Origin of the sequence: Pseudomonas sp. Leaf58 (assembly GCF_003627215.1) — a bacterium.
In the GTDB taxonomy this organism is placed as follows: Bacteria; Pseudomonadota; Gammaproteobacteria; order Pseudomonadales; family Pseudomonadaceae; genus Aquipseudomonas.
On the sequence record NZ_CP032677.1, the window covers coordinates 248,475 to 270,670 of the forward strand.

The 22,196-nt window shown below is 62.9% G+C and carries 23 protein-coding genes; 12 read left to right on the forward strand and 11 right to left on the reverse strand.

Annotated elements, in window-relative coordinates; all coding sequences use genetic code 11:
• Positions 1–2 precede the first annotated feature (2 nt).
• From ssuC to DV532_RS01070, 3 genes are read left to right on the forward strand one after another with little or no spacing between them, the layout of a single operon-like run.
• On the forward strand, positions 3–800 hold the full coding sequence (gene ssuC, locus DV532_RS01060) for an aliphatic sulfonate ABC transporter permease SsuC (protein ID WP_056805993.1): 798 nt from the start codon (positions 3–5) through the stop codon (positions 798–800).
• The gene (gene ssuB / locus DV532_RS01065) at positions 797–1,609 is read left to right on the forward strand and encodes an aliphatic sulfonates ABC transporter ATP-binding protein (RefSeq protein WP_056805991.1); all 813 of its coding nucleotides are present in this window, start codon (positions 797–799) and stop codon (positions 1,607–1,609) included. The genes ssuC and ssuB overlap by 4 nt, the downstream gene beginning before the upstream one ends.
• A gap of 44 nt (positions 1,610–1,653) precedes the next feature.
• Positions 1,654–1,869, forward strand: a complete 216-nt coding sequence (locus tag DV532_RS01070; RefSeq protein WP_003255829.1) for a molybdopterin-binding protein — start codon at positions 1,654–1,656, stop codon at positions 1,867–1,869.
• A gap of 36 nt (positions 1,870–1,905) precedes the next feature.
• On the opposite strand, the gene DV532_RS01075 is transcribed toward DV532_RS01070, so the two are convergent.
• The 4 genes from DV532_RS01075 to DV532_RS01090 form a co-directional block, all read right to left on the reverse strand.
• Complete coding sequence (locus DV532_RS01075; protein WP_056805989.1) at positions 1,906–2,538, reverse strand: TetR/AcrR family transcriptional regulator; 633 nt, start codon at positions 2,536–2,538, stop codon at positions 1,906–1,908.
• Positions 2,538–4,115 carry a glutamate--cysteine ligase gene (gshA, locus tag DV532_RS01080; RefSeq protein ID WP_162241145.1) on the reverse strand — a complete coding sequence of 526 codons (1,578 nt, stop codon included), beginning with the start codon at positions 4,113–4,115 and terminating at the stop codon, positions 2,538–2,540. The genes DV532_RS01075 and gshA overlap by 1 nt, the downstream gene beginning before the upstream one ends.
• Before the next feature lie 153 nt (positions 4,116–4,268).
• A complete protein-coding gene (locus DV532_RS01085) occupies positions 4,269–4,652 on the reverse strand; it encodes a PaaI family thioesterase (RefSeq protein WP_056805986.1) in 384 nt (127 codons plus the stop codon).
• Positions 4,652–6,976, reverse strand: coding sequence for a Tex family protein (locus DV532_RS01090; protein ID WP_056805983.1), 2,325 nt, complete (start codon positions 6,974–6,976; stop codon positions 4,652–4,654). The genes DV532_RS01085 and DV532_RS01090 overlap by 1 nt, the downstream gene beginning before the upstream one ends.
• Positions 6,977–7,194: 218 nt before the next feature.
• Between DV532_RS01090 and ompR the strand changes: the two genes are divergently transcribed.
• A complete protein-coding gene (ompR, locus tag DV532_RS01095) occupies positions 7,195–7,935 on the forward strand; it encodes a two-component system response regulator OmpR (RefSeq protein ID WP_012270052.1) in 741 nt (246 codons plus the stop codon).
• A gap of 13 nt (positions 7,936–7,948) precedes the next feature.
• Complete coding sequence (locus DV532_RS01100) at positions 7,949–9,262, forward strand: ATP-binding protein (RefSeq protein ID WP_056805977.1); 1,314 nt, start codon at positions 7,949–7,951, stop codon at positions 9,260–9,262.
• 94 nt (positions 9,263–9,356) lie between these two features.
• Here the strand turns inward: DV532_RS01100 and rimK are convergent, their stop codons facing one another.
• A complete protein-coding gene (rimK, locus tag DV532_RS01105) occupies positions 9,357–10,262 on the reverse strand; it encodes a 30S ribosomal protein S6--L-glutamate ligase (protein ID WP_056805975.1) in 906 nt (301 codons plus the stop codon).
• Positions 10,259–10,741, reverse strand: a complete 483-nt coding sequence (locus tag DV532_RS01110) for an ATP-dependent zinc protease (RefSeq protein WP_041166351.1) — start codon at positions 10,739–10,741, stop codon at positions 10,259–10,261. Before DV532_RS01110 ends, rimK begins: the two co-directional genes overlap by 4 nt.
• A 109-nt stretch (positions 10,742–10,850) precedes the next feature.
• On the opposite strand from DV532_RS01110, the gene DV532_RS01115 reads away from it, so the two are divergent.
• Positions 10,851–11,252, forward strand: a complete 402-nt coding sequence (locus DV532_RS01115) for an RNA-binding S4 domain-containing protein (RefSeq protein ID WP_056805973.1) — start codon at positions 10,851–10,853, stop codon at positions 11,250–11,252.
• Between the two features lie 41 nt (positions 11,253–11,293).
• On the opposite strand, the gene DV532_RS01120 is transcribed toward DV532_RS01115, so the two are convergent.
• The gene (locus DV532_RS01120) at positions 11,294–12,088 is read right to left on the reverse strand and encodes a phosphatase PAP2 family protein (protein WP_056805970.1); all 795 of its coding nucleotides are present in this window, start codon (positions 12,086–12,088) and stop codon (positions 11,294–11,296) included.
• 122 nt (positions 12,089–12,210) lie between these two features.
• On the opposite strand from DV532_RS01120, the gene hslO reads away from it, so the two are divergent.
• The 3 genes from hslO (at position 12,211) to DV532_RS01135 (ending at position 15,445) form a co-directional block, all read left to right on the forward strand.
• Positions 12,211–13,110 (forward strand): Hsp33 family molecular chaperone HslO, encoded by a 900-nt coding sequence (gene hslO, locus DV532_RS01125; protein WP_056805969.1) that lies wholly within the window; start codon positions 12,211–12,213, stop codon positions 13,108–13,110.
• A gap of 179 nt (positions 13,111–13,289) precedes the next feature.
• A complete protein-coding gene (locus tag DV532_RS01130) occupies positions 13,290–14,831 on the forward strand; it encodes a phosphoenolpyruvate carboxykinase (protein WP_056805968.1) in 1,542 nt (513 codons plus the stop codon).
• 173 nt (positions 14,832–15,004) lie between these two features.
• Complete coding sequence (locus tag DV532_RS01135) at positions 15,005–15,445, forward strand: thioesterase family protein (RefSeq protein ID WP_056805967.1); 441 nt, start codon at positions 15,005–15,007, stop codon at positions 15,443–15,445.
• Positions 15,446–15,501: 56 nt separating this feature from the next.
• Here the strand turns inward: DV532_RS01135 and DV532_RS01140 are convergent, their stop codons facing one another.
• The 3 genes from DV532_RS01140 to fdhD all read right to left on the reverse strand — a co-directional run bounded on the left by DV532_RS01140 (position 15,502) and on the right by fdhD (position 19,379).
• Positions 15,502–15,984 carry a glycine zipper domain-containing protein gene (locus DV532_RS01140; protein WP_056805964.1) on the reverse strand — a complete coding sequence of 161 codons (483 nt, stop codon included), beginning with the start codon at positions 15,982–15,984 and terminating at the stop codon, positions 15,502–15,504.
• Positions 15,985–16,197: 213 nt separating this feature from the next.
• Positions 16,198–18,543: an FdhF/YdeP family oxidoreductase gene (locus tag DV532_RS01145; RefSeq protein WP_056805960.1), complete on the reverse strand. Its 2,346-nt coding sequence runs from the start codon at positions 18,541–18,543 to the stop codon at positions 16,198–16,200.
• 5 nt (positions 18,544–18,548) lie between these two features.
• Entirely contained in the window at positions 18,549–19,379 is an 831-nt protein-coding gene (fdhD, locus tag DV532_RS01150; protein WP_056805957.1) for a formate dehydrogenase accessory sulfurtransferase FdhD, read from the reverse strand.
• Between the two features lie 179 nt (positions 19,380–19,558).
• On the opposite strand from fdhD, the gene lysM reads away from it, so the two are divergent.
• Positions 19,559–19,999 (forward strand): peptidoglycan-binding protein LysM, encoded by a 441-nt coding sequence (gene lysM, locus DV532_RS01155; protein WP_056805954.1) that lies wholly within the window; start codon positions 19,559–19,561, stop codon positions 19,997–19,999.
• Positions 20,000–20,066: 67 nt separating this feature from the next.
• Here the strand turns inward: lysM and yrfG are convergent, their stop codons facing one another.
• Positions 20,067–20,729, reverse strand: a complete 663-nt coding sequence (yrfG, locus tag DV532_RS01160; RefSeq protein ID WP_056805951.1) for a GMP/IMP nucleotidase — start codon at positions 20,727–20,729, stop codon at positions 20,067–20,069.
• A 64-nt stretch (positions 20,730–20,793) separates the two neighbouring features.
• Between yrfG and nudE the strand changes: the two genes are divergently transcribed.
• Both nudE and cysQ read left to right on the forward strand, forming a co-directional pair.
• The gene (gene nudE / locus DV532_RS01165) at positions 20,794–21,360 is read left to right on the forward strand and encodes an ADP compounds hydrolase NudE (protein ID WP_056805948.1); all 567 of its coding nucleotides are present in this window, start codon (positions 20,794–20,796) and stop codon (positions 21,358–21,360) included.
• Positions 21,357–22,175, forward strand: a complete 819-nt coding sequence (gene cysQ, locus DV532_RS01170; RefSeq protein WP_056805945.1) for a 3'(2'),5'-bisphosphate nucleotidase CysQ — start codon at positions 21,357–21,359, stop codon at positions 22,173–22,175. The genes nudE and cysQ overlap by 4 nt, the downstream gene beginning before the upstream one ends.
• The last annotated feature ends 21 nt before the right edge of the window (positions 22,176–22,196 follow it).

The window sequence follows — 22,196 nt, forward strand, 5'->3', positions numbered from 1 at the left end:
CCATGACTAGAGCAACTTCCAACAACCTGGCCCAGCGCCTGGCGCCATGGGCGCTACCGGTACTGCTGCTGGCCACCTGGCAACTGGCGGTGAGTGCCGGCTGGCTGTCGACGCGCATCCTGCCGGCGCCCAGCGCCGTGGTCAGTGCCGGTGTGGAGCTGGTGCGCAGTGGCGATATCTGGACCCATTTGGCCATCAGCGGCTGGCGTGCCGGGCTGGGCTTCGTGATTGGCGGCAGTATCGGCCTGGTGCTGGGCTTTATCACCGGCCTGTCGAATTGGGGCGAACGCCTGCTCGACAGCTCGGTACAGATGATCCGCAATGTGCCGCACCTGGCGCTGATCCCGCTGGTGATCCTGTGGTTCGGTATCGATGAGTCGGCAAAGATCTTTCTGGTCGCGCTGGGCACGCTGTTCCCGATCTACCTGAACACTTACCACGGCATCCGCAATGTCGACCCGGCACTGGTGGAAATGGCGCGTAGCTACGGCCTGTCTGGCTTCAGCCTGTTCCGCCAGGTGATCCTGCCGGGGGCGCTGCCATCGATCCTGGTTGGCGTACGCTTTGCCCTGGGTTTCATGTGGCTGACCCTGATCGTTGCCGAAACCATTTCAGCCAACGCCGGCATCGGTTACCTGGCAATGAACGCCCGGGAATTCCTGCAAACAGACGTGGTGGTACTGGCCATCGTCCTTTACGCCGTGCTCGGCAAGCTCGCCGACCTCGCCGCGCGCGGCTTGGAGCGTGTGTGGCTGCGCTGGCACCCGGCCTACCAAGTGGCCAAGAAGGAGGGCGCATGACCGTGCTCAAGCAACCGCCGCCACGCCTGCTGCGTGGCATCCCGCTGGCCGCCAACGGCCTGCGCAAGGCCTTCGGCCAGCGTGAAGTACTAAAAGGCATCGAGCTGCATATTCCGGCTGGCCAGTTCGTTGCCATCGTTGGCCGCAGCGGCTGCGGCAAAAGCACCTTGCTGCGCCTGTTGGCCGGGCTTGACCAAGCCACTGCAGGCCAACTGCTGGCCGGTGCCGCGCCGCTGGAAGAGGCCCGTGAAGAAACCCGCCTGATGTTCCAGGACGCACGCTTGCTGCCGTGGAAGAAGGTGATCGACAACGTTGGCTTGGGCCTGTCTGGCGACTGGCGTCAGCGGGCGCTGGAGGCCCTGGAGGCGGTTGGCCTGGCCGACCGTGCCAATGAATGGCCGGCGGCGCTGTCGGGGGGGCAGAAGCAGCGCGTGGCTTTGGCCCGAGCCCTGATCCACCAGCCGCGCCTGCTGCTGCTGGATGAGCCGCTCGGTGCGCTGGATGCCTTGACCCGTATCGAAATGCAGCAACTGATCGAACGCCTATGGCGTCAGCACGGCTTCACCGTGCTGCTGGTCACCCACGATGTCAGCGAGGCGGTTGCGGTGGCTGACCGGGTGATCCTGATCGAGGACGGCGAGGTTGGGCTCGACCTCACCGTCGACCTGGCGCGGCCCCGGGCGCGTGGTTCGCACCGCCTCGCCGCGCTGGAAAGCGAAGTGCTCAACCGTGTTCTGTCGGCCCCGGGCGCTGCGCCCGAGCCGGACCCTGTAGCCCCTCTGCCCACGCAGTTGCGTTGGGCGCACTGAATGACTCACTCACCACACTGAAGCCCTAGAGAAGGAATCAAACCATGACTATCAAAGCCATCAACGTTCGTAACCAGTTCAAAGGCACCGTGAAAGAAATCCTTGAAGGCCCGGTACTGTCGGAAATCGATGTGCAGACGGCCTCTGGCATCGTCACTTCGGTGATCACCACCCGCTCCGTGCGTGAGCTGGAGCTGCAGGTGGGCAGCGAAGTGATTGCCTTCGTGAAGTCGACTGAAGTGTCTATCGCCAAGCTGTGATGGGGTTTATGGGGCCGCAAAGCGGCCCCAACAATCTCAGCTGGAACGCTTGGCCAGAAACGGCGGCAGATACAGCCCCAGATACGCCTCGAACACCCGCTTGCCTTCCTCGGCCATACGCGGGGTAATCGCCTCATGCAGCTGCACCGACCGCGCATAAACCCGGTCGCTCAGCTCCATAGCCAGGGCAAACACGTCCACATCCACCGGCATCACCGGCAAGTGAAAGTGCTGGTCGAACAACTTGTACATCAAGTCGCCCAATTCCATATCGTGCTGCCGATCGGCCTGCACCACTTCGCTCAAGCCATGCTGGGCCAAAATCAGCTGCCGCGCTGCCGCATCTTTGTTGTAGATATCCAGCATGCGCTGCTCGATCAGCCGTGACAGTTCGTGCCAGGTGTTGAATGCGCTGCCGTCGATCGGCGCGCTCAGCGCGTCACGAAAGGCACGGTGCACGTCGGCGGTCAGCGCCTCGAGCAAGGCTGGCACGCTGGCGAAGAAGTGGTACACCGACGACGGTGGAATCTGCGCACGCTCGGCCACGCTGTAGATTGACAGGCTTGCCACCCCCAGTTCGGCCAGCAGCTCGCGCGCAGCCGCCAGGATCGCTTCGATCCTGGCCTGGCTGCTAGCGCGCGGTCTGCGCGGGGTGGCGGTGCGGCTCATCAGTTGCTGATCGCTAGGATACTGGCCTGGTAGGCACCGACGAACAGGTCGAAGTCACCGACTTCCTCTTGCTCCATCTCGGCCTGTTTAGCGAGCGATTCACGCGCCAGTGTTTCGAACGCTTGTTGTTGTTCGCTGTTCAGTGGCTGCTCGCGGAAGGTTTCGGCATGGATACGGCTTTGGCGCAGGGAGAATTTGGCGAAGCTTTCGTCATGCTCGGTCATGCGCGCCAGCACCTGCGCCGACGGGGTCAGCGAAGCGTCGTCGACCTTGGCCTGCTGGGCATCCAGGGCCTTGGCGTGTTCTTCGCCGCCGTGGGCCTGGTCGAGCAGATCGGCCAGTGAGCGGATGCGCGTGATCAACTCGCTGGCCCACGCCTTCAGGCCAATCGGCTGGCCGTTGCGGTGCAGTTCCAAGCCGGGGCGACGGCCTTCCTTGACCACGGTGAGGAAATTGTTGGTGCACTGGCCGCACTCGCCGTTGTCCAGCTGCGGGCTGTCTTCCAGCGCACAGAACAGCAGGAACGCATCGAGGAAGCGCGCCTCGGTCAGGTCGATACCCACCGGCAGGAACGGGTTGATGTCCAGGCAGCGCACTTCCACGTACTGCACGCCGCGCGAGGTCAGGGCCTGGATCGGCCGCTCGCCGGTGTAGGTGACGCGCTTGGGGCGAATGTTCGAGTAATACTCGTTTTCGATCTGCAGGATGTTGGTGTTCAGCTGTACCCACTCGCCATCCACGTGCGTACCCACTTCAACGTAAGGCGGGTAGGGCGTGCCCACCGCTTTGCGCAGGCTGTCGGTGTAGCTGGCGAGGTTGTTGTAGCACGGCGTGAGGCCAGCTTGGGCGTTGCTCTGGTAGCCCAGGTCACTCATGCGCAAGCTGGTGGCGAACGGCAGGTACAGGGTTTCGCCATCCAACTCTTCGAGCTGGTGCGGGCGGCCACGCAGGAAGCCTTTGTCCAGGGCCGGCGAAGCGCCGAACAGGTACATCAGCAGCCAGCTGTAGCGGCGGAAATTGCGGATCAGCGCGATGTAGGCCGACGACTGGTAGTCGCGGTCGCTCTCACTGCCACCTTCGGCGGCACGCAGCAGCGGCCACAGCGCCTCAGGCAGGGAGAAGTTGTAATGGATACCGGCGATGCACTGCATGGTGCGGCCGTAGCGCAGGGCCAGGCCCTTGCGGTAGACGTGCTTGAGCTTGCCGATGTTCGAGCTGCCGTACTCGGCGATCGGGATATCCTCCTCGGCCGGCAGCGTGCACGGCATCGACGGGCTCCACAGGTATTCGTCGCCCAGCTTGCTGTAGACGAAGCGGTGGGTCTGTTCGAGGCTTTCGAGCACCTTGGCCGGGTCGGGCAGGGCCGGGGTGATGAACTCCAGCAGCGATTCGGAATAATCGGTGGTGATCTGCTCGTTGGTCAGCGCCGATCCCAGTGCTTGCGGATGGGGGGTCTGGGCCAGGCGACCTTCGGCGGTCACGCGCAGGCATTCGCGCTCAATGCCGTGCAGGCACTGCTTGAGCAGGGGGAGATTGGCGCCGAGCAGGCTCAGGCGGCGGTTGAGGAGGTCGCTCAAGATGTATTCCTTCACGCGTCAGTCGCCCCAATATGGGGGTAGAGATAACGGTCTACAAGGGTAGGAAGAAAGGAACTGGCGTTGTCGCCTGGTTTACGCGGATCCAGCAGTGCCAGCGCACTGCTGAAAATACCGCAGATACTGCTTGGTGAGCTAGAGAACCGCGAAGGTTCCTTGTGCTTTCGCCACCAGTTTGTCGCCCTGGACTACGTCGGCGTCGACCACCAGGGTGCGCCGCCCGGCGTGCAGCACGCGGGCGGTGCACAGCACTTCGCCGTCACTGACGGCGCGCATGTAGTTGATCTTGCATTCGATGGTGACGCTTTGCTCGTCAAAGCCATGGCTGGCCGAGCAAGCCAGGCCCATGGCGATGTCCACCAGGCTGAAAATCGCCCCGCCGTGCAGCTTCTGGCCGCGGTTGCGCAACTGCGGCTCGAGCGCCAGGGCTACCTCGGCAACACCTGTGTCCAGGCGTTGCAGGCGGCAGCCGAGGAGCTGGCTGAAGGCGCTTTCGACGTACTCGCGCGGTACGTCCATCACTTCTTCTTCAGCTGCTTGGCGTTGGCGAACAGCGAGGCCATGGCGTTGTTGGCCGGGGCAGCCGTGGCGGTTTCGCGCTGGCGCGGCGCCTGCGGCTGGCGGTTACCGGCATTGCCACGGTTACCACCGCGGTTGCCTTCGACCTTTTCGCCCGGGGTGTCGCTCATGCGCATGGACAGGCCGACGCGCTTGCGCGGGATGTCCACCTCCATGACCTTGACCTTGACCACGTCGCCGGCCTTGACCGCTTCACGCGGGTCTTTGACGAACTTCTCCGACAGTGCCGAGATGTGCACCAGGCCGTCCTGGTGCACGCCGATGTCGACGAAGGCACCGAAGTTAGTGACGTTGGTCACCACGCCTTCGAGGATCATGCCCGGCTCTAGGTCCTTGAGGTCTTCGACGCCGTCCTGGAAGGTGGCGGTCTTGAACTCGGGGCGGGGGTCGCGGCCAGGCTTGTCCAGCTCTTGCAGAATGTCGGTGACGGTTGGCAGGCCGAAGGTTTCATCGGTGAATTTCTTTGGGTCCAGGCGCTTGAGGAAGCTGCTGTCACCGATCAGCGAGCGAATGTCGCGGTCGGTGTCGGCGGCGATGCGCTGCACCAGCGGGTAGGCCTCAGGGTGCACTGCCGAAGCGTCCAGCGGGTTGTCGCCGTTCATCACGCGGAGGAAGCCGGCGGCCTGTTCGAAGGTTTTCTCACCCAGGCGGCTGACTTTTTTCAGCGCCGCGCGGGTGGCGAACGGGCCGTTGGCGTCGCGGTGGGCGACGATGTTCTGCGCCAGGGTGGCATTGAGGCCGGAGATGCGCGTCAGCAGCGCCACCGAGGCGGTGTTGACGTCCACGCCCACGGCGTTCACGCAGTCCTCGACCACGGCGTCCAGGCCACGCGCCAGTTTCAGCTGGGACACATCGTGCTGGTACTGGCCGACACCGATGGATTTCGGGTCGATCTTCACCAGTTCGGCCAGCGGGTCCTGCAGGCGGCGGGCAATCGACACAGCGCCACGGATCGACACATCGAGGTCCGGGAACTCGCGGGCGGCCAGTTCCGATGCGGAGTACACCGAAGCCCCCGCCTCGGAGACCATGATCTTGGTAATCTTCAGTGCTGGATATTTTTTAACCAGCTCGGCAACCAGCTTGTCGCTCTCGCGGCTGGCGGTGCCGTTGCCGATGGCGATCAGTTCCACCGAGTGCTTGGCGCACAGCGCGGCCATGATGGAAATAGTGCGGTCCCAGTCGTTCTTCGGCGCGTGTGGGTAGACGGTGGTGTAGTCCAGCAGCTTGCCGGTGGCATCGACCACGGCAATCTTGCAGCCAGTGCGCAGGCCCGGGTCGAAGCCGAGGGTGGCGCGCGGGCCGGCCGGGGCGGCCAGCAGCAGGTCGTGCAGGTTATGCGCGAACACGTTGATCGCCTCGGCTTCGGCATTGTCGCGCAGCTCGCCGAACAGGTCGGTTTCCAGGTGGGTGTACAGTTTCACCTTCCAGGTCCAGCGCACTACCTCGCCCAGCCACTTGTCGGCCGGGCGGCTGCGGTTTTCGATGCCAACATGGTTGCTGATCATGACCTCGCACGGGTGCAGGGTGCCAGGCAGTTCTTCGCCAACTTTCAGCGAGGCGCTCAGCACGCCCTCGTTGCGCCCGCGGAAGATGGCCAGGGCGCGGTGCGAGGGGGCGGTGCGCAGCAGTTCGTCATGGGCGAAGTAATCGCGGAACTTGGCGCCTTCTTCTTCCTTGCCGGCCACCACGCGGGCGCTCAGCACGGCATCCTGCTTGAGGAAGCTGCGCAGCTTGTCGAGCAGGGCGGCGTCTTCGGCGAAGCGTTCCATGAGGATGTACTTGGCGCCTTCCAGCGCGGCCTTGACGTCGGCCACGCCTTTCTCGGCGTTGACGAAGCGTGCGGCTTCGCTTTCCGGGGCCAGGTTCGGGTCGTTGAACAAGCCGTCGGCGAGTTCGCCGAGGCCGGCTTCCAGGGCGATCTGGCCCTTGGTGCGGCGCTTCTGCTTGTACGGCAGGTACAAGTCTTCGAGGCGGGTCTTGGTGTCGGCCAGCTTGATCTCGCGGGCCAGCTCCGCGGTCAGCTTGCCCTGCTCCTCGATGCTGGCCAGGATGCTGGCGCGGCGCTCGTCGAGTTCGCGCAGGTAGCGCAGGCGTTCTTCCAGATGGCGCAGCTGGGTGTCGTCCAGGCTACCGGTCACTTCCTTGCGGTAGCGGGCGATGAAGGGCACGGTCGAGCCTTCGTCCAACAGGCCCACGGCCGCCTCGACCTGCTGGGGGCGTACGCCCAGTTCCTCGGCGATACGGCTGTTGATGCTGTCCATGTAAACCACCTGACATTTGTGAATACGGGGGTCGCCTGTGGGCTTTATCGCCCGGCGGCGCTGGATGAAAGCCGCGCATTATACCCATCGTCAACGGCTTGCGGTGATGGCGCCCGGCCAGCCGGAACTGGCGCCGGGGGAAAAATCTGCTAACAATGCTCACGCAACGTGCAGCAATGGCTACGCCATAATGCGCGGCGATATCAGAGGAGTTATTCATGACCGGCACGCCAAACACCGCTGAAGGTGACAAGATTCTCATCGTCGATGACGACCCGGGGCTGAGCAGCCTGCTGGAGCGTTTCTTCACCAGCAAGGGCTACCGTGCCCGCGCAGTGCCCAACACCGAGCAGATGGACCGCCTGCTGCAGCGTGAGGTGTTCAACCTGGTGGTGCTCGACTTGATGCTGCCGGGCGAGGATGGCCTGTCCGCGTGCAAGCGCCTGCGTCAGCAGAACAACCAGATCCCGATCATCATGCTCACCGCCAAGGGCGACGAGCTCAGCCGTATCAAGGGCCTGGAGCTGGGCGCCGACGACTACTTGGGCAAGCCATTCAACCCGGACGAGCTGATGGCCCGGGTCAAGGCCGTGCTGCGTCGCCAGGCACCGAGCGTGCCGGGTGCGCCGGGCAGCGAAGACGAATCGGTCACCTTTGGCGACTACGAGCTGTCGCTGGCTACCCGCGAGCTCAAACGCGGCGACGAAGTGCACATGCTCACCACCGGTGAGTTCGCCGTACTCAAGGCGCTGGTGATGCACGCACGCGAGCCGCTGACCCGCGACAAGCTGATGAACCTGGCCCGCGGCCGCGAATGGGACGCCCTGGAGCGCTCCATCGACGTGCAGATCTCGCGCCTGCGCCGCATGATCGAGCCGGACCCGTCCAAGCCGCGTTATATCCAGACCGTCTGGGGCGTGGGCTACGTGTTCGTGCCGGACGGAAACGCCGGTAAATGATGCCCAGCCGTCGATGAAAACACCGCTGTGGTTCCCGCAAAGTTTCTTCGCCCGCACCTTGTGGCTGGTGTTGATCGTCGTCCTGTTCTCCAAGGCCTTGACCCTGGTCTACCTGCTGATGAACGAGGACGTGCTGGTCGACCGTCAGTACAGCCATGGTGTGGCGCTGACCTTGCGTGCCTATTGGGCTGCCGACGAAGAAAACCGCGACAAAATTGCCGAGGCGGCCGGCCTTATCCGGGTTACTGGCTCTGGCGTGCCCGAGGGTGAGCAGCACTGGCCCTATAGCGAAATCTACCAACGGCAGATGCAGGCAGAACTGGGCGAGGACACCGAGGTGCGGCTGCGCATTCATGCGCCACCGGCGTTGTGGGTCAATGCGCCGAGCCTGGGCCCCGGTTGGCTGAAAGTACCGCTGTACCCGCACCCGCTGCGGGGGCAAAAAATTTGGAACGTGCTGGGTTGGTTTCTGGCCATTGGCCTGTTGTCCACCGCCTCGGCCTGGATTTTCGTGCGCCAATTGAACCAGCCGCTCAAGCGCCTGGTGTTTGCCGCTCGCCAGCTCGGCCAGGGGCGCAGCGTGCGCCTGCCGATCAGCGACACGCCCAGCGAAATGACCGAGGTGTACAGGGCCTTCAACCAGATGGCCGAGGATGTCGAGCAGGCTGGGCGCGAGCGCGAACTGATGCTGGCCGGGGTTTCCCACGACTTGCGTACGCCGCTGACGCGCCTGCGCCTGTCGCTGTCCTTGCTGAACAGTGACAACGAACTGAGTGACGACATGGTCCGCGATATCGAGGACATGGACGCGATCCTCGATCAGTTCCTGGCCTTTATCCGCGATGGCCGTGACGAGCCGGTGGAGGAGGTCGACCTGGCCGACTTGGTGCGCGAGGTGGTGGCGCCGTATAACCAGCCGGAAGAACGCGTGCGCCTGTGCCTGGAGCCGATCCCACCGTTCCCGCTGCGCCGGGTTTCGCTCAAGCGCATGCTGGGCAACCTGATTGGCAACGCCCTGCACCATGCCGGCAAGGGGGTTGAAGTGGCTGCCTATGTATCGGGCGACGAGAGTGCGCCGTATGTGGTGCTGAGCGTGCTGGACCGCGGGGCCGGCATCGACGAGTCGGAGCTGGAAACCATCTTCAACCCGTTCATTCGCGGCGACCGGGCGCGCGGTGGCAAGGGCACCGGGCTGGGGCTGGCGATCGTCAAGCGGATCGCCGCGCAGCATGGCGGCAATGTCGAGCTGCGCAATCGCTCTGGTGGCGGGATCGAGGCGCGGGTAAGGCTGCCGTTGGGGTTGTTGCTGCCGCGTAATGCTGTGTGAGCATCACCGGCCTCTTCGCGGGCAAGCCCGCTCCATGGTTTTACGTTCCCCTGTAGGAGCGGGCTTGCCCGCGAAGAGGCCGGTGCAGGCTTAATCAGCCCTTGCCCTTGGTGCGGGTCTGATTCGGCCCGCCATTTTTCTCCAGGTGCTCGATGATCATCGCGGCCACGTTTTTGCCGGTGGTCACTTCGATGCCTTCCAGCCCCGGCGATGAGTTCACCTCCATCACCAGCGGCCCATGGTTGGAACGCAGGATATCCACACCCGCCACGCTCAGGCCCATCACCTTGGCCGCGCGAATGGCGGTCATGCGTTCTTCCGGGGTGATCTTGATCAAACTCGCCACCCCGCCGCGGTGCAGGTTGGAGCGAAACTCACCAGGCTTGGCCTGGCGCTTCATCGAGGCGATGACTTTGTCGCCGACCACAAAGCAGCGGATATCCGCCCCTCCCGCTTCCTTGATGTATTCCTGCACCATGATGTTCTGCTTCAGGCCCATGAACGCCTCGATCACCGACTCGGCGGCCTTGGTGGTTTCGCACAGCACCACGCCGATGCCCTGGGTGCCTTCCAGTACCTTGATCACCAGTGGGGCGCCGTTGACCATCTGGATCAGGTCGGGGATGTCGTCCGGGGAGTGGGCGAAACCGGTGATTGGTAGGCCGATGCCGCGCCGTGACAGCAGTTGCAGTGAGCGCAGTTTGTCCCGCGAGCGGGCAATGGCTACCGACTCGTTGAGTGGGTACACGCCCATCATTTCGAACTGGCGCAGCACGGCACAGCCATAGAAGGTGACCGAAGCACCGATGCGCGGGATTACCGCATCGAAGTCTTCCAGTGGCTTGCCGCGGTAGTGAATCTGCGGTTTGTGGCTGGCAATGTTCATGTAGGCCCGCAAGGTATCGATCACTACCATTTCGTGGCCCCGCTGGGTGCCGGCTTCGACCAGGCGGCGGGTGGAATACAGACGCGGATTGCGCGACAGCACAGCGATCTTCATGCAGCACCTGTGACAGGGGAAAGGGTGGCCGGAAAGGCCGGTTTGTCTTGTACGTACTTCAGGCCGGGGTTGACCACCAGCTGGCCGTGGATCAGGGCCTTGGAACCGAGCAACAGGCGGTAGCGCATGTTCTTGCGGCAAGCCAGGGTGAACTCCACTTCCCAGACTCCATCGCCCAAGGCCAATGAGGTGCGGATGACGTAGCGGGTCTGGGCCTGGCCGTTGGAGCTCTTGATGGTCTTCATGGTCACCAGCGGTGCTTCGCAGCGGCGGTGGCGCAACTGCACCACCGAGCCCAGGTGTGCGGTGAAACGCACCCAGGGCTGGCCGTCGCGCTCGAACGGCTCCACCTCGGTGGCGTGCAGGCTGGAGGTGCTGGCGCCGGTGTCGATCTTGGCGCGCAGCCCGGCCACGCCAAGGTCGGGCAGGGCGACCCACTCGCGCAGGCCGATCACAGTCAAATGGTCAAATGTCTTCACGAAGCGCACCCTGCGAATGAGGTGGTGAACTGTAAGCACGCCGGGGATTTTTTGCATCCGTATGTGAAGGTAGTACAGTTCGATGAAAGACAGAATTCGAGGTAACGGGATGGCACAAAAAGCCGAAGACGACGACAAAGTCCGCTTGGACAAGTGGCTATGGGCGGCGCGCTTCTACAAGACACGGGCCCTGGCCAAGGCGGCGATCGAGAGCGGCAAGGTGCATTGCCGGGGCGAGCGCTGCAAGCCGGGCAAGGAACCGCGGGTGGGTGACGCGTTCGTGCTGCGCACCGGGTTCGATGAACGCACGGTGGTGGTAAAGGCGCTGTCGGTGGTGCGACGTGGGGCGCCAGAGGCGCAGGCGTTGTATGAAGAAACCGAAGAAAGTGTACGCCGCCGTGAGCAGGCGGCGGAAATGCGTAAGGCCGGGGCGATGGGTGTGACCACCGATGGCCGGCCGACCAAGAAGCAGCGGCGGCAGATTCACCAGCTGCATGGGAGCTTTGAATAGCCGGGGGCGCTTCGCGCCCCATCGCAGCAGCCCCCATGGCCCTAGCGAGTGACTGCCATCCGCCCGACCAGTGGTAATTTGCCCAGCAGGTTGAACAATGGTGCCGTCCAGCGTATTAGTGCCGCGCTGCCCTTGGCCGCCAGCGGCGTATAGCAGCTCCAGCCCAACGCCAGCACAGCCATCAGCAACCCACCGATGTAATCATCCTGCCCCCAGTGGGCGCCAGCCACCAGACGCGGCAGCATGAACAGCACCGCCAGCCCCCAGACCACTAGGTACTGCACCAGGCGGCGGCTGAAAACGCTCATGAACAGCGCCCAGATCAGCAGCACCGAGGCATGGTCGCCGGGGAAACTGTTGCTGGAGCGGTCCTTCAGCTCCCAGGCTTTTTCCAGGTTCGGGTAGTAATCGCTCAGGTGCACGACGTTGTCGAACACCATCGATGGGCTGTCGTGTTGCCAGCCCATTGCGTCCACCCACTTGGAAAACAGCGCGCGAATCACCACTAAGAGGATCAGCGTGAGCAAAAAGCCGAAAAAGGCCTCGCGAACCTGGGCTGCCTTGAACACCCAGTCGCCACGGATAAGCACTGCCAGAAGGATCAGGCCGACGACGATGTCGAACGGGCGCAAGCTACCAAGGGTCCAGATATAACGCCAGGTGGGGTTGTCGGCCAGCGGCGCATTCAGGCTATGGAATAGCCACTCGTCGAAAGTCAGGCACAGGATCTGGCCAATAGGCCATAACCAGAAACACAGTAGAGCGATAGCAAGCAGCGTACAGGCTGCTAATGGCCCCCAAGACCACCTTGCTTGGAACAGTGGTCGATTGTCCATAAAATACCTCTATTGCAAACAGAAATCTGAGCGCCTTGTGAGCGCTCTACCACGGGGTTCTCGCATGTTTTTCGACAACCCTTGTAACCATTTTGTCATCATTTTTCAGATAGCCAAAACCTATGAGCGACTTGCCTGATACCGATTTCACCCAACGTTTCATCTTCGACGAGCGCGATGTGCGCGGCGAGTGGGTGTCTCTCGATGACAGCTACGCCGCAGTACTGGCGCGTCATGAGTACCCGCAGCCAGTACAGGCCTTGCTCGGCGAACTGATGGCTGCCACCGCTTTGCTGGTGGGCGCGCTGAAGTTCGATGGCCTGCTGATTCTGCAGGCACGTTCGCAAGGGCCGATCCCGTTGCTGATGGTGGAGTGCTCGGGCGAGCGCGACATCCGCGGCATGGCCCGTTACGAAGCCGATCAAATTCCGGCGGGTGCCACGTTGGAGCAACTGATGCCCGACGGCCACCTGACGCTGACCATCGACCCGGTGAAGGGCCAGCGCTACCAGGGTACCGTCGACCTCGATGGCGCCAACCTGTCGGAGTGCTTCACCAACTACTTCGTGCAGTCGCAGCAGCTGAACACGCGTTTCTGGCTGGACACCTCCAGCGGCAAGGCGCGTGGCCTGTTGTTGCAACAATTGCCGCGTGATCGTCAGCCTGACGATGAAGAACGCGAAGAGAGCTGGCAGCACGTCGTGGCCCTGGCCAAGACGCTGAAGGTTGAAGAGTGGGCGCTGGATAACGAAACCCTGCTGCACCGCCTTTACCATGAAGACGCCGTGCGTCTGTTCGATATCGAACCGCTGCGCTTCCACTGCAGCTGCTCTCGCGAACGCTCCGGCAACGCGCTGGTCAGCTTGGGTGAGCACGATGCCAAACAGTTGGTCGAAGAATGTGGCGGGCAGGTAGAAGTCGATTGCCAGTTCTGCAACGAGCGCTACCTGTTCGATGCCAGCGATGTTGCGCAATTGTTTGCTGGTGGCGGCACGGACGCAGCCTCAGAAACTCGTCACTGAAACGTTTAACCACAGGACTATCTCCTGTCGAATTGCGCAAAAGCGCAGTTCTGACAGGAGGGGCCTACTTTTTTTGGGCTTTTCTGGCATAATCCGGCCACTTTTTTCGCTGTAGTAGTTTTTTCAAGACAACTACAAAACGTTTGGAGCACTCGGCCTCGGGCCGGATGGGGTATCTCATGACGCAAGCCAACAACACCGTGTACACCGACCTGAGCGTCGATGAGCTGGTAAAAGAAGCGCTGCAACGCGGTGAAGGCGTACTAGCCGATACTGGCGCACTGGTCGTGGAGACTGGTCACCGTACTGGCCGTTCGCCGGCTGACCGTTTCATCGTCGAAGAACCTTCCACCCAGGACGCGATCTCCTGGGGCCCGATCAACCGCAAGTTCCCGGCCGACAAGTTCGATGCCCTGTGGGACCGCGTTGAGGCGTTCAACAACGCCCAGGATCACTTCGTTTCCTACGTTCACGTAGGGGCGGCCGCCGAGCACTACCTGCCGGTGAAGATGACCACCCAGACTGCCTGGCAGAACCTGTTCGGTCGTTGCCTGTTCATCAATCCAGAACAGTACAACCCGGCTGGCCGCGGCGAGTGGCAAATCCTCAACGTCGCCAACTTCGTGTGCGAGCCTGAGCGTGACGGCACCAACTCCGACGGTTGCGTGATCATCAACTTCGCCGCCAAAAAAGTGCTGATCGCAGGCATGCGTTACGCCGGCGAAATGAAGAAAGCCATGTTCTCGGTGCAGAACTTCCTGCTGCCGGCTGCCGACGTACTGCCGATGCACTGCGCGGCCAACATCGGCGAAGAAGGCGATGTGACCCTGTTCTTCGGCCTGTCCGGCACTGGCAAGACCACCCTGTCGGCCGACGAAAGCCGTTACCTGATTGGTGACGACGAGCACGGTTGGGGCGAAGGCGTTGTCTTCAACATGGAAGGCGGCTGCTACGCCAAGTGCATCGACCTGTCCGAGAAGAACGAGCCGGTCATCTGGAAAGCCATCAAGCACGGCGCAGTGCTGGAAAACGTCGTCCTCGACGCCAACAAGCACGCCGACTACACCGATGTCAGCCTGACCCAGAACAGCCGTGCGGCCTACCCGCTGGAGCACGTTGCCAAGCGTTCCGAAGCGAACCTGGGTGGCGAGCCTAACGCCGTCATCTTCCTGACTTGCGACCTGACCGGTGTTCTGCCTCCGGTTTCGATCCTGAACAACGAGCAGGCGGCCTACCACTTCCTGTCCGGCTACACCGCGCTGGTCGGTTCCACCGAAATGGGTTCGGGCGGCGGCATCAAGTCGACCTTCTCCACCTGCTTCGGCGCACCGTTCTTCCCACGCCCGGCTGGCGAGTACGCCGAGCTGCTGATCAAGCGTATCAACGGCTTCAACTCCAAGGTTTACCTGGTCAACACCGGCTGGACCGGCGGTGGCTACGGCGTTGGCAAGCGTTTCAGCATCCCGACCACCCGTGCCGTGATCGCTGCAATCCAGAGCGGCGCGCTGGTTGGTGCCGAAACCGAGCACCTGGACATCATCAACCTGGACGTGCCGAAGGCCGTGCCGGGCGTTGAAACCGAGCTGCTCAACCCGCGCACCAACTGGGCTGACAAAGCGGCCTACGACGAGGCCGCCAAAGGCCTGGCCAAGCTGTTCATCGAAAACTTCAAGAAGTTCGAAGTTTCCGACGCCATCAAGGCCGCTGGCCCGCAGCTGTAAGCTGAGCCCAGTCGCAACGAGAAAGCCGCCCTCAGGGGCGGCTTTTTTGTTCGTCCCGGCTGACGCCGCTCCTGCAATGACCGCGTTTACCGTGAAGAGGCCGGCACAAGCAGCGAAAACCTGGATTTTCTGTTTCACTGTCAGCATCCATCGCGAAGACAAGAGCCAGCCAGATGACCGAATCCCCCCCGCGCACTGCCTTCTGCCACTTCCATCCCATCCTCACCCGCCCTCAGGACAACGACCAGAACGGCCACATCGCCGGCGCTACCGTGCACGGCTTCTTCGAAACCGCCATCCAGGCGTTCCTTGTTGAACAGGCCGAGCTCAACCTGCGCGACGGCGAGCTGGCGGCTTTCGTGGTGAGTTCGGCGGCTGACTTCTATGCGCTGCCGGGCTTCCCGGATGTGTTGGAGGTGGGTTTGGGGGTAGCGCGGCTGGCAGGGAGCACGGTGGAGTATCGCCTGGCGCTGTTCCGCCCTGGGGAGCCGGAGGCGTGCGCGGCAGGCACTTTGGTGCAAGTGTTCATCGAGCGTGCCAGCGGCCGCCCCGTAGCGTTGCCACAGGCGCTGCAGGTGATCCTCTCTGGCGTCTTGCTGGAACAACGGGCATAAAAAAGCCCCGCCGGCAGGGGCGGGGCTTTTGTTGCCGGGGGCGAGGCCCCCAGGCGTTAGTCGCGCCAGTGGCGCTTGTGCTTGCGGTGGCCGTAGTGGTGGCCCCGGTCGTAGTGGCGACGGTCGTCGTCGTAGCCGCGACGGTAGCGGCGCTCGTCATGACGCTCGTCTTCGTCGGCCTTGTTGCCCATGTAGTTACCCAGTGCGCCACCGGCGCCACCGCCGGCTGCTGCGCCAATGTAGCTACCCGAGGTGCCGCCCACGGAGCGGCCCACCACGTTGCCGCCTGCGGCGCCCAATGCGCCACCGATGGCTGCCTCACCACGCTGGTGCTTGTCGGCACCTACCGCACTGCCGGCTGCGCCGCCCAGGCCTGCGCCAATCGCGCCGCCTGTGCTACCGCCAATGGACTGGCCCACAACGGAGCCCAGTACCCCACCCAATGCGCCGCCAATGCCGGCCTCGGTGGTGCCGCCTGCCATGGCAACGCCGCTGAGCAAGCTGAAAGACAACAACAGAATCGAGGAGTACTTCTTCATCGAGAGAGCCTCATAGGGATGACGAGGCGAATTTGAGGCTAACGAGCGTGGCTGGCAAACGAAATCCGACGAGTAACACGAGTTGTACACAATTCTCTAAGTTGCTGTATTTGCTGTGAAACTTTATTGAATTTCGGCTGTCTGAGACTTTTATGACAAAGCCCTGAACCGTTATGGAACAGGGCTTTTTTGGTTTTGCGGTGGACACAATTTCTACAGGATGCGCCCGTCGTCCCGAGCCCGCTCCAACGTGATAGCGATGAACTTGGACGTCGGCGTATGGCTGCCATCGCCAATGCTTTCCAGCGGCACCAGCGGGTTTACCTCTGGGTAATACGCTGCCGCTTGCCCGGCAGGGATGTCGAAGGCCAGCAGGGTGAAGCCGTGCACCCGGCGCACATGTTCATCCCCCCACAACGACACGATGTCCACCCGCTGCCCCGGCTGGAAGCCCAGGCGGATGATGTCGGCTTCGTTGACGAACAGCACCTCGCGCTGGCCGCGCACACCGCGGTAGCGGTCGTCCAGGCCATAGATGGTGGTGTTGTACTGATCGTGCGAGCGCATCGACTGCATGATCAGGTCCGGCAACTGGCCGCTAGCGCGCACGCGCTCGTCGAGCAGCGTGTCGGGCAGTAGGTTGGCCTTGAAGTTGGCGCGGCCGGTGCTGGTATTCCATTCGCGGTTGGCGGCGCTGTTGCCCAGGTAGAAACCGCCCGGCTGGCGCAGACGCTGGTTGAAACCGCTGAAGCCGCTGATGGTGTCGCTGATCAAATCGCGGATGCGGTCGTAGTCGGCCACCAGCCAATGCCAGTCCACCGGTTGCTTGCCCAAGGTGGCGGCGGCGATGCCGGCTACCACTGCAGGCTCTGAGCGCATTTGCGTCGACAGCGGCTTCAACTGGCCATTGGAGGCGTGGACCATGCTGAACGAGTCTTCCACGGTCACCGCTTGTGGCCCTTCGCCTTGCAGGTCGATGTCGGTACGGCCTAGGCACGGCAGGATCAGCGCCTGCTTGCCGTGCACCAGGTGGCTGCGATTGAGCTTGGTGCTGATGTGTACGGTCAGTTCGCAGTTGCGCAGCGCCTGGGCAGTACGCTCGGTGTCCGGCGTGGCCTGGGCAAAGTTGCCGCCCAGGCCGATAAACACCTTGGCACGGCCGTCGAGCATGGCGTGGATCGCCTCGACGGTGTTGTGGCCGTGGTGCCGAGGTACAGCGAAGCCAAAGCGCTTTTCCATGGCATCGAGCAGCGCCATCGGCGGGCGCTCGTTGATGCCCATGGTACGGTCACCCTGCACATTGCTGTGGCCACGCACCGGGCACAGGCCGGCACCGGGTGCGCCGATGTTGCCGCGCAGCATCTGCAGGTTGACGAGTTCCTGAATGGTTGGCACGGAATGGCGATGCTGGGTGATGCCCATCGCCCAACACATGATCACCCGCTTGCCACGGCAGTACATACGTGCCGCCAGTTCGATATCGGCCAGCGTCAGGCCGGACTGCGCCTGAATGTGCTGCCACGGGGTGGCATCCACCACCGCCAGGTACTCGTCGATGCCATGGCCATGTTCGGCGATGAACGCGTGGTCGAACACGGCTGGTTCGCCTTTGGCCTGGGCTTCACGTTCCCATTGCAGGGCGAACTTGGCCATGCCGCGCAACATCGCCATATCGCCGCCCAGGGCCGGGCGGAAGAACGCAGTGGTGGTCGGTCGGTCGCTGTTGGTCAGCATTTCCAACGGGTTTTGCGGGTGCTGGAAGCGCTCCAGGCCGCGTTCTTTGAGCGGGTTGACGCACACCACTTGGGCACCGCGTTTCACTGCGTCGCGTAGCGGGTCGAGCATGCGTGGGTGGTTGGTGCCGGGGTTTTGCCCCCAGACAAAAATCGTATCGGCGTGTTCAAAATCGTCGAAAGTGACGGTGCCCTTGCCGACCCCGACGCTTTGCCCCAGGGCCACACCACTGGCCTCGTGGCACATGTTCGAGCAGTCGGGGAAGTTGTTGGTGCCATAGGCGCGCACGAACAACTGGTACAGGTAGGCCGCTTCGTTGCTGGCGCGCCCCGAGGTGTAGAACTCGGCCTGGTCAGGGTTGGGCAGCTTGTTCAGCTCGCGGGCGATCAAGGCGTAAGCGGCGTCCCAGCTGATGGGTTGGTAGCGGTCGCTGGATGCGTCATAGACCATCGGCTCGGTCAGGCGCCCTTGGTACTCCAGCCAGTAGTCGCTCTGCTGCAGCAGCGAAGTGACGCTGTAACGGGCGAAAAAGGCGGCGTCGACGCGGCGCTTGGTGGCTTCCCAGTTCACTGCCTTGGCGCCGTTCTCGCAGAACTTGACCATGCCGCTTTCCGGCGAGTCGCCCCAGGCACAGCCGGGGCAGTCGAAACCGCCGTGCTGGTTAGTCTTGAGCAGGGCGCGAAGGTTCTTCAGCGCGTTATCGCTGCCGACCCAGGCCTTGGCTACGCTGCGCAGCGCACCCCAACCACCGGCGGGGCCGTGGTAGGGCTTGTAGCGAGGGGGGGAGGCTGGGGCGTTGTCCGGGAGCTGTTGGTACGAGGTCACGACTGTTACGACTCCGCCGCTGGGCTGTAGACCCGCGGTGCGCTGTGCTTAGGCAAATGGATAAGGTTGAGGTTGTGCTTGCGTGCCCACTGCAGGGCAAGGCCGGTGGGCGCCGACAGGCTGACCAGGGTCTGGATACCGGCTCGTAACACCTTCTGGATCAGCTCCAGGCTGCAACGGCTGGTGACAATGGCAATGCCGCCCTGGCTATCGATGCCTTGGCGCAGCAGGGCGCCGATCAGTTTGTCGAGGGCGTTATGCCGGCCGATGTCTTCGCGGCCGAGCAGCAGTTCGCCGTGGCGGTCCATGAACAGCGCCGCATGCACGGCGCCGCAATGCTGGCCCAAGGGCTGGAAGGCATCGATGCGCTCACGCAGGCCGGCCAGCCAATGCGCCGGTGGCAAGGGCGCACCGGGCAGCTCGGCCAGTTCCGGCAGAGCCTGCTCAAGGGCTTCGACGCCACACAAGCCGCAACCACTGGTGCCGGCCAGCTGACGGCGCTGGTTTTTCAGGTTCCAGAACGCACGGCTGGCAATTTCCAGGTCGGCATACATCGCCGAGCCGCTGCCAGAAAGTTTCAGGTCGTAGATTTCGGCGGTGCCTTGGACAATACCGCTGCCAACACTGAAGCCGACTGCGAAGTCTTCCAGGTCGGTGGGGCTGACCAGCATCACCGCCTGGTTGAGGCCGTTGTAGGCGATAGCTAGGGCCACTTCTTCGGCCAAGGGGGTGCTGTCGCGTCTGGCATCGTTGAGCTGGACGTAATCGTAGGTGTTGCTGGCGGCGGGCATGGACAAAGGCGATGAGGCCGCGCAGACCGGAGGCTTGCTGTTCATCGGGGCAGACTGTTCATTCGGCGGCTTTGCGATAGCACAAGCCTAGGCTTGCCAGGCGGTGGCGTCTAATCGCTAGGCTCTATGCCTTGATAGACCGCGTCGATTGGTCGCATGCAGGCGGTAAGGCGAAAGCTGGCCTAGACTGCTGGGTCCGAGGTTCCGTCAACAAGGAGAGCGTTATGAGCTTGTTCAGTTTCGTCAAAGAAGCGGGCGAGAAGTTGATTGACCTGCTGACACCCGGCAACGCTAACGCTGAAGATCAGCTGAAGAAACACGTGGAAAGTGTCGGCCTGGGTAACCCGAACATCAGCGCCACTGTAGAGGGCGACAAGATCATCCTCAAGGGCGAAGTGGCCAGCCAGGAAGAGAAAGAGAAGATCATTTTGGCGGCGGGCAATATCAGCGGGGTGGCCAGTGTCGAGGACCAGATCACCGTGACCGGGCCGGTAGTGCAGGCAGCAAGGTTCGTTACCGTGAAAAAGGGTGACACGCTGTCGGCCATCGCTGTGGTTGTTTACGGCAATGCCAACCAGTACAACAAGATTTTCGAGGCTAACAAACCGATGCTCAAGCACCCGGACAAGATTTACCCGGGGCAGGTGCTGCGTATTCCGGATTGATCTTTAAAGCCTGTACCGGCCCTTTCGCGGGTAAACCCGCTCCTACAACTGGAGCCGCGAAAGGGCCTTACAGGCCTACCAATAATTCCCGGTAATCCTCGACTGCGGCAAACTCCTCGGTATCGCGCGGCTGTGCCTGGCTATCCGGCTGGCGCACTGCTAGCAGATGCCCTACACCAAACCGCCGGGCACTGCGCAGAATCGCCAGGGTGTCATCGATGAACAGGCTGCGCGCCGGTGCAAAGCCGATGTCCGCCTGCAAGGCATCCCAGAACTGCGGGCTTTCCTTCGGGTAGCCGTAGTCATGCGAGCTGATCAGTCGCTCGAAGTACGGCGCCAGCTCCACCCGTTCCAACTTCAGCGACAGCGAATCACGATGGGCATTGGTAATCATCACCACGCGCTTGCCAGCATCGCGGATCGCCGCCAGGAAGGTGTCGGCATCCGGGCGCAAGGCGATCAGGTGGGCGATTTCCTGTTTCAGCTCACGTATCGGCAACCGCAGTTCACGGCTCCAGAAGTCTAGGCAATACCAATTCAGCGTGCCGGCATTGCGCTCGAACAGTGGTTGCAGCTCCATTTCCGCCATGGCCCGGCTTACCCCGTGCAGCTCGGCGTAGCGCTGGGGCAGGTGGTCCAGCCAGAAGCGGTTGTCGTAATGCAGGTCGAGCAGGGTGCCATCCATGTCCAACAGGACGGTATCGATGGCAGACCAAGGAAGAACAGGCATGGGAAACTCTCGTTCAGTCGGCAAGCCACGGTATAGTAACCCGTTCACGCCAAGGAGCCGCCCCATGCGCCAAAAACCCACCGTCCTCAGCCGCGAAATCGTCGCCAGCAGCCGCCTATTCCGCGTCGAAGCCGTGCAATTGCGCTTCAGCAATGGCGCCGAGCGCACCTACGAGCGCCTGGTGGGCCGAGGGAACGGCTACGGCGCGGTAATGATCGTGGCCATGCTCGACGCTGAGCACGCCGTGCTGGTCGAGGAATACTGCGGCGGCACCGACGAATACGAGCTGTCGTTGCCCAAGGGCCTGATCGAGCCGGGCGAGGATGTGCTGGCGGCGGCCGACCGGGAACTCAAGGAAGAAGCCGGTTTTGGCGCGCGCCAGTTGGAGCACCTGACTGAGCTGTCGCTGTCGCCTGGCTACATGAGCCAGAAGATTCAGGTGGTGCTCGCCAGCGAGCTGTACGAGGAGCGCCTGGAAGGCGATGAGCCGGAGCCGATGCGCGTCGACAAGGTCAACCTGCGTGAACTGTCGGCGTTGGCCATGCACCCGCAGTTCACCGAGGGGCGGGCGCTGGCGGCGCTGTACCTGGCGCGTGACCTGCTGATCCAGCGGGGGCTGCTGGAGCTATGAGCGACCTGCAACTGATGCACCAAGTGGTCCAGCTGGCGTTGTCTGCCGGCGAGGCGACCCTGCCGTTCTGGCGCGCCGATGTGGCGGTGACCAACAAGGCTGACGATTCGCCAGTCACCGCCGCCGACCTGGCGGCGCATCGGGTGATTGCTGATGGCCTGCTGGCGCTGGCACCGCAAATTCCGGTGCTGTCCGAGGAGGACTGCAATATCCCGTTGGCCGAGCGCCAGGGCTGGAGCCGCTGGTGGCTGGTCGACCCACTGGACGGCACCAAGGAATTCATTGCCGGCAGCGAGGAGTTCACCGTCAACATCGCCTTGGTCGAAAACGGCGAGGTGGTGTTTGGCGTGGTGTCGATGCCGACCAACGGGCGCAGCTACTTCGGTGGCCGTGGCTTGGGCGCCTGGCGTGCAGACGCCGGTGAGGCAGCCCAACCGATCCAGGTACGCAACGCGCCGCCGGCGGATGGGCGTTTTACCGTGGTGGCCAGCCGTCGGCATTCCAGCCCCGAGCAGGAAGCGCTGTTGGCGGGGCTGGGGGCTGCGGTGGGTGAGCTGGAGCTGGCCAGTATCGGCAGTTCGTTGAAGTTCTGCTTATTGGCTGAGGGCAGCGCCGATTGCTATCCGCGCCTGGCGCCGACGTCGCAGTGGGATACGGCGGCGGCGCAGGGTGTTGTGGAAGGGGCGGGTGGCGAGGTGATCGGGCTGGATGGCTTGCCGTTCCGCTACCCGCCGCGGGAGTCGTTGCTTAACCCGTATTTCCTGGCGTTGCCCGCTGCCGCAAGCTGGCGCCAGGCCTTCCTGAAGCTGATCTGACGGTTTTCACCACACCTTGTG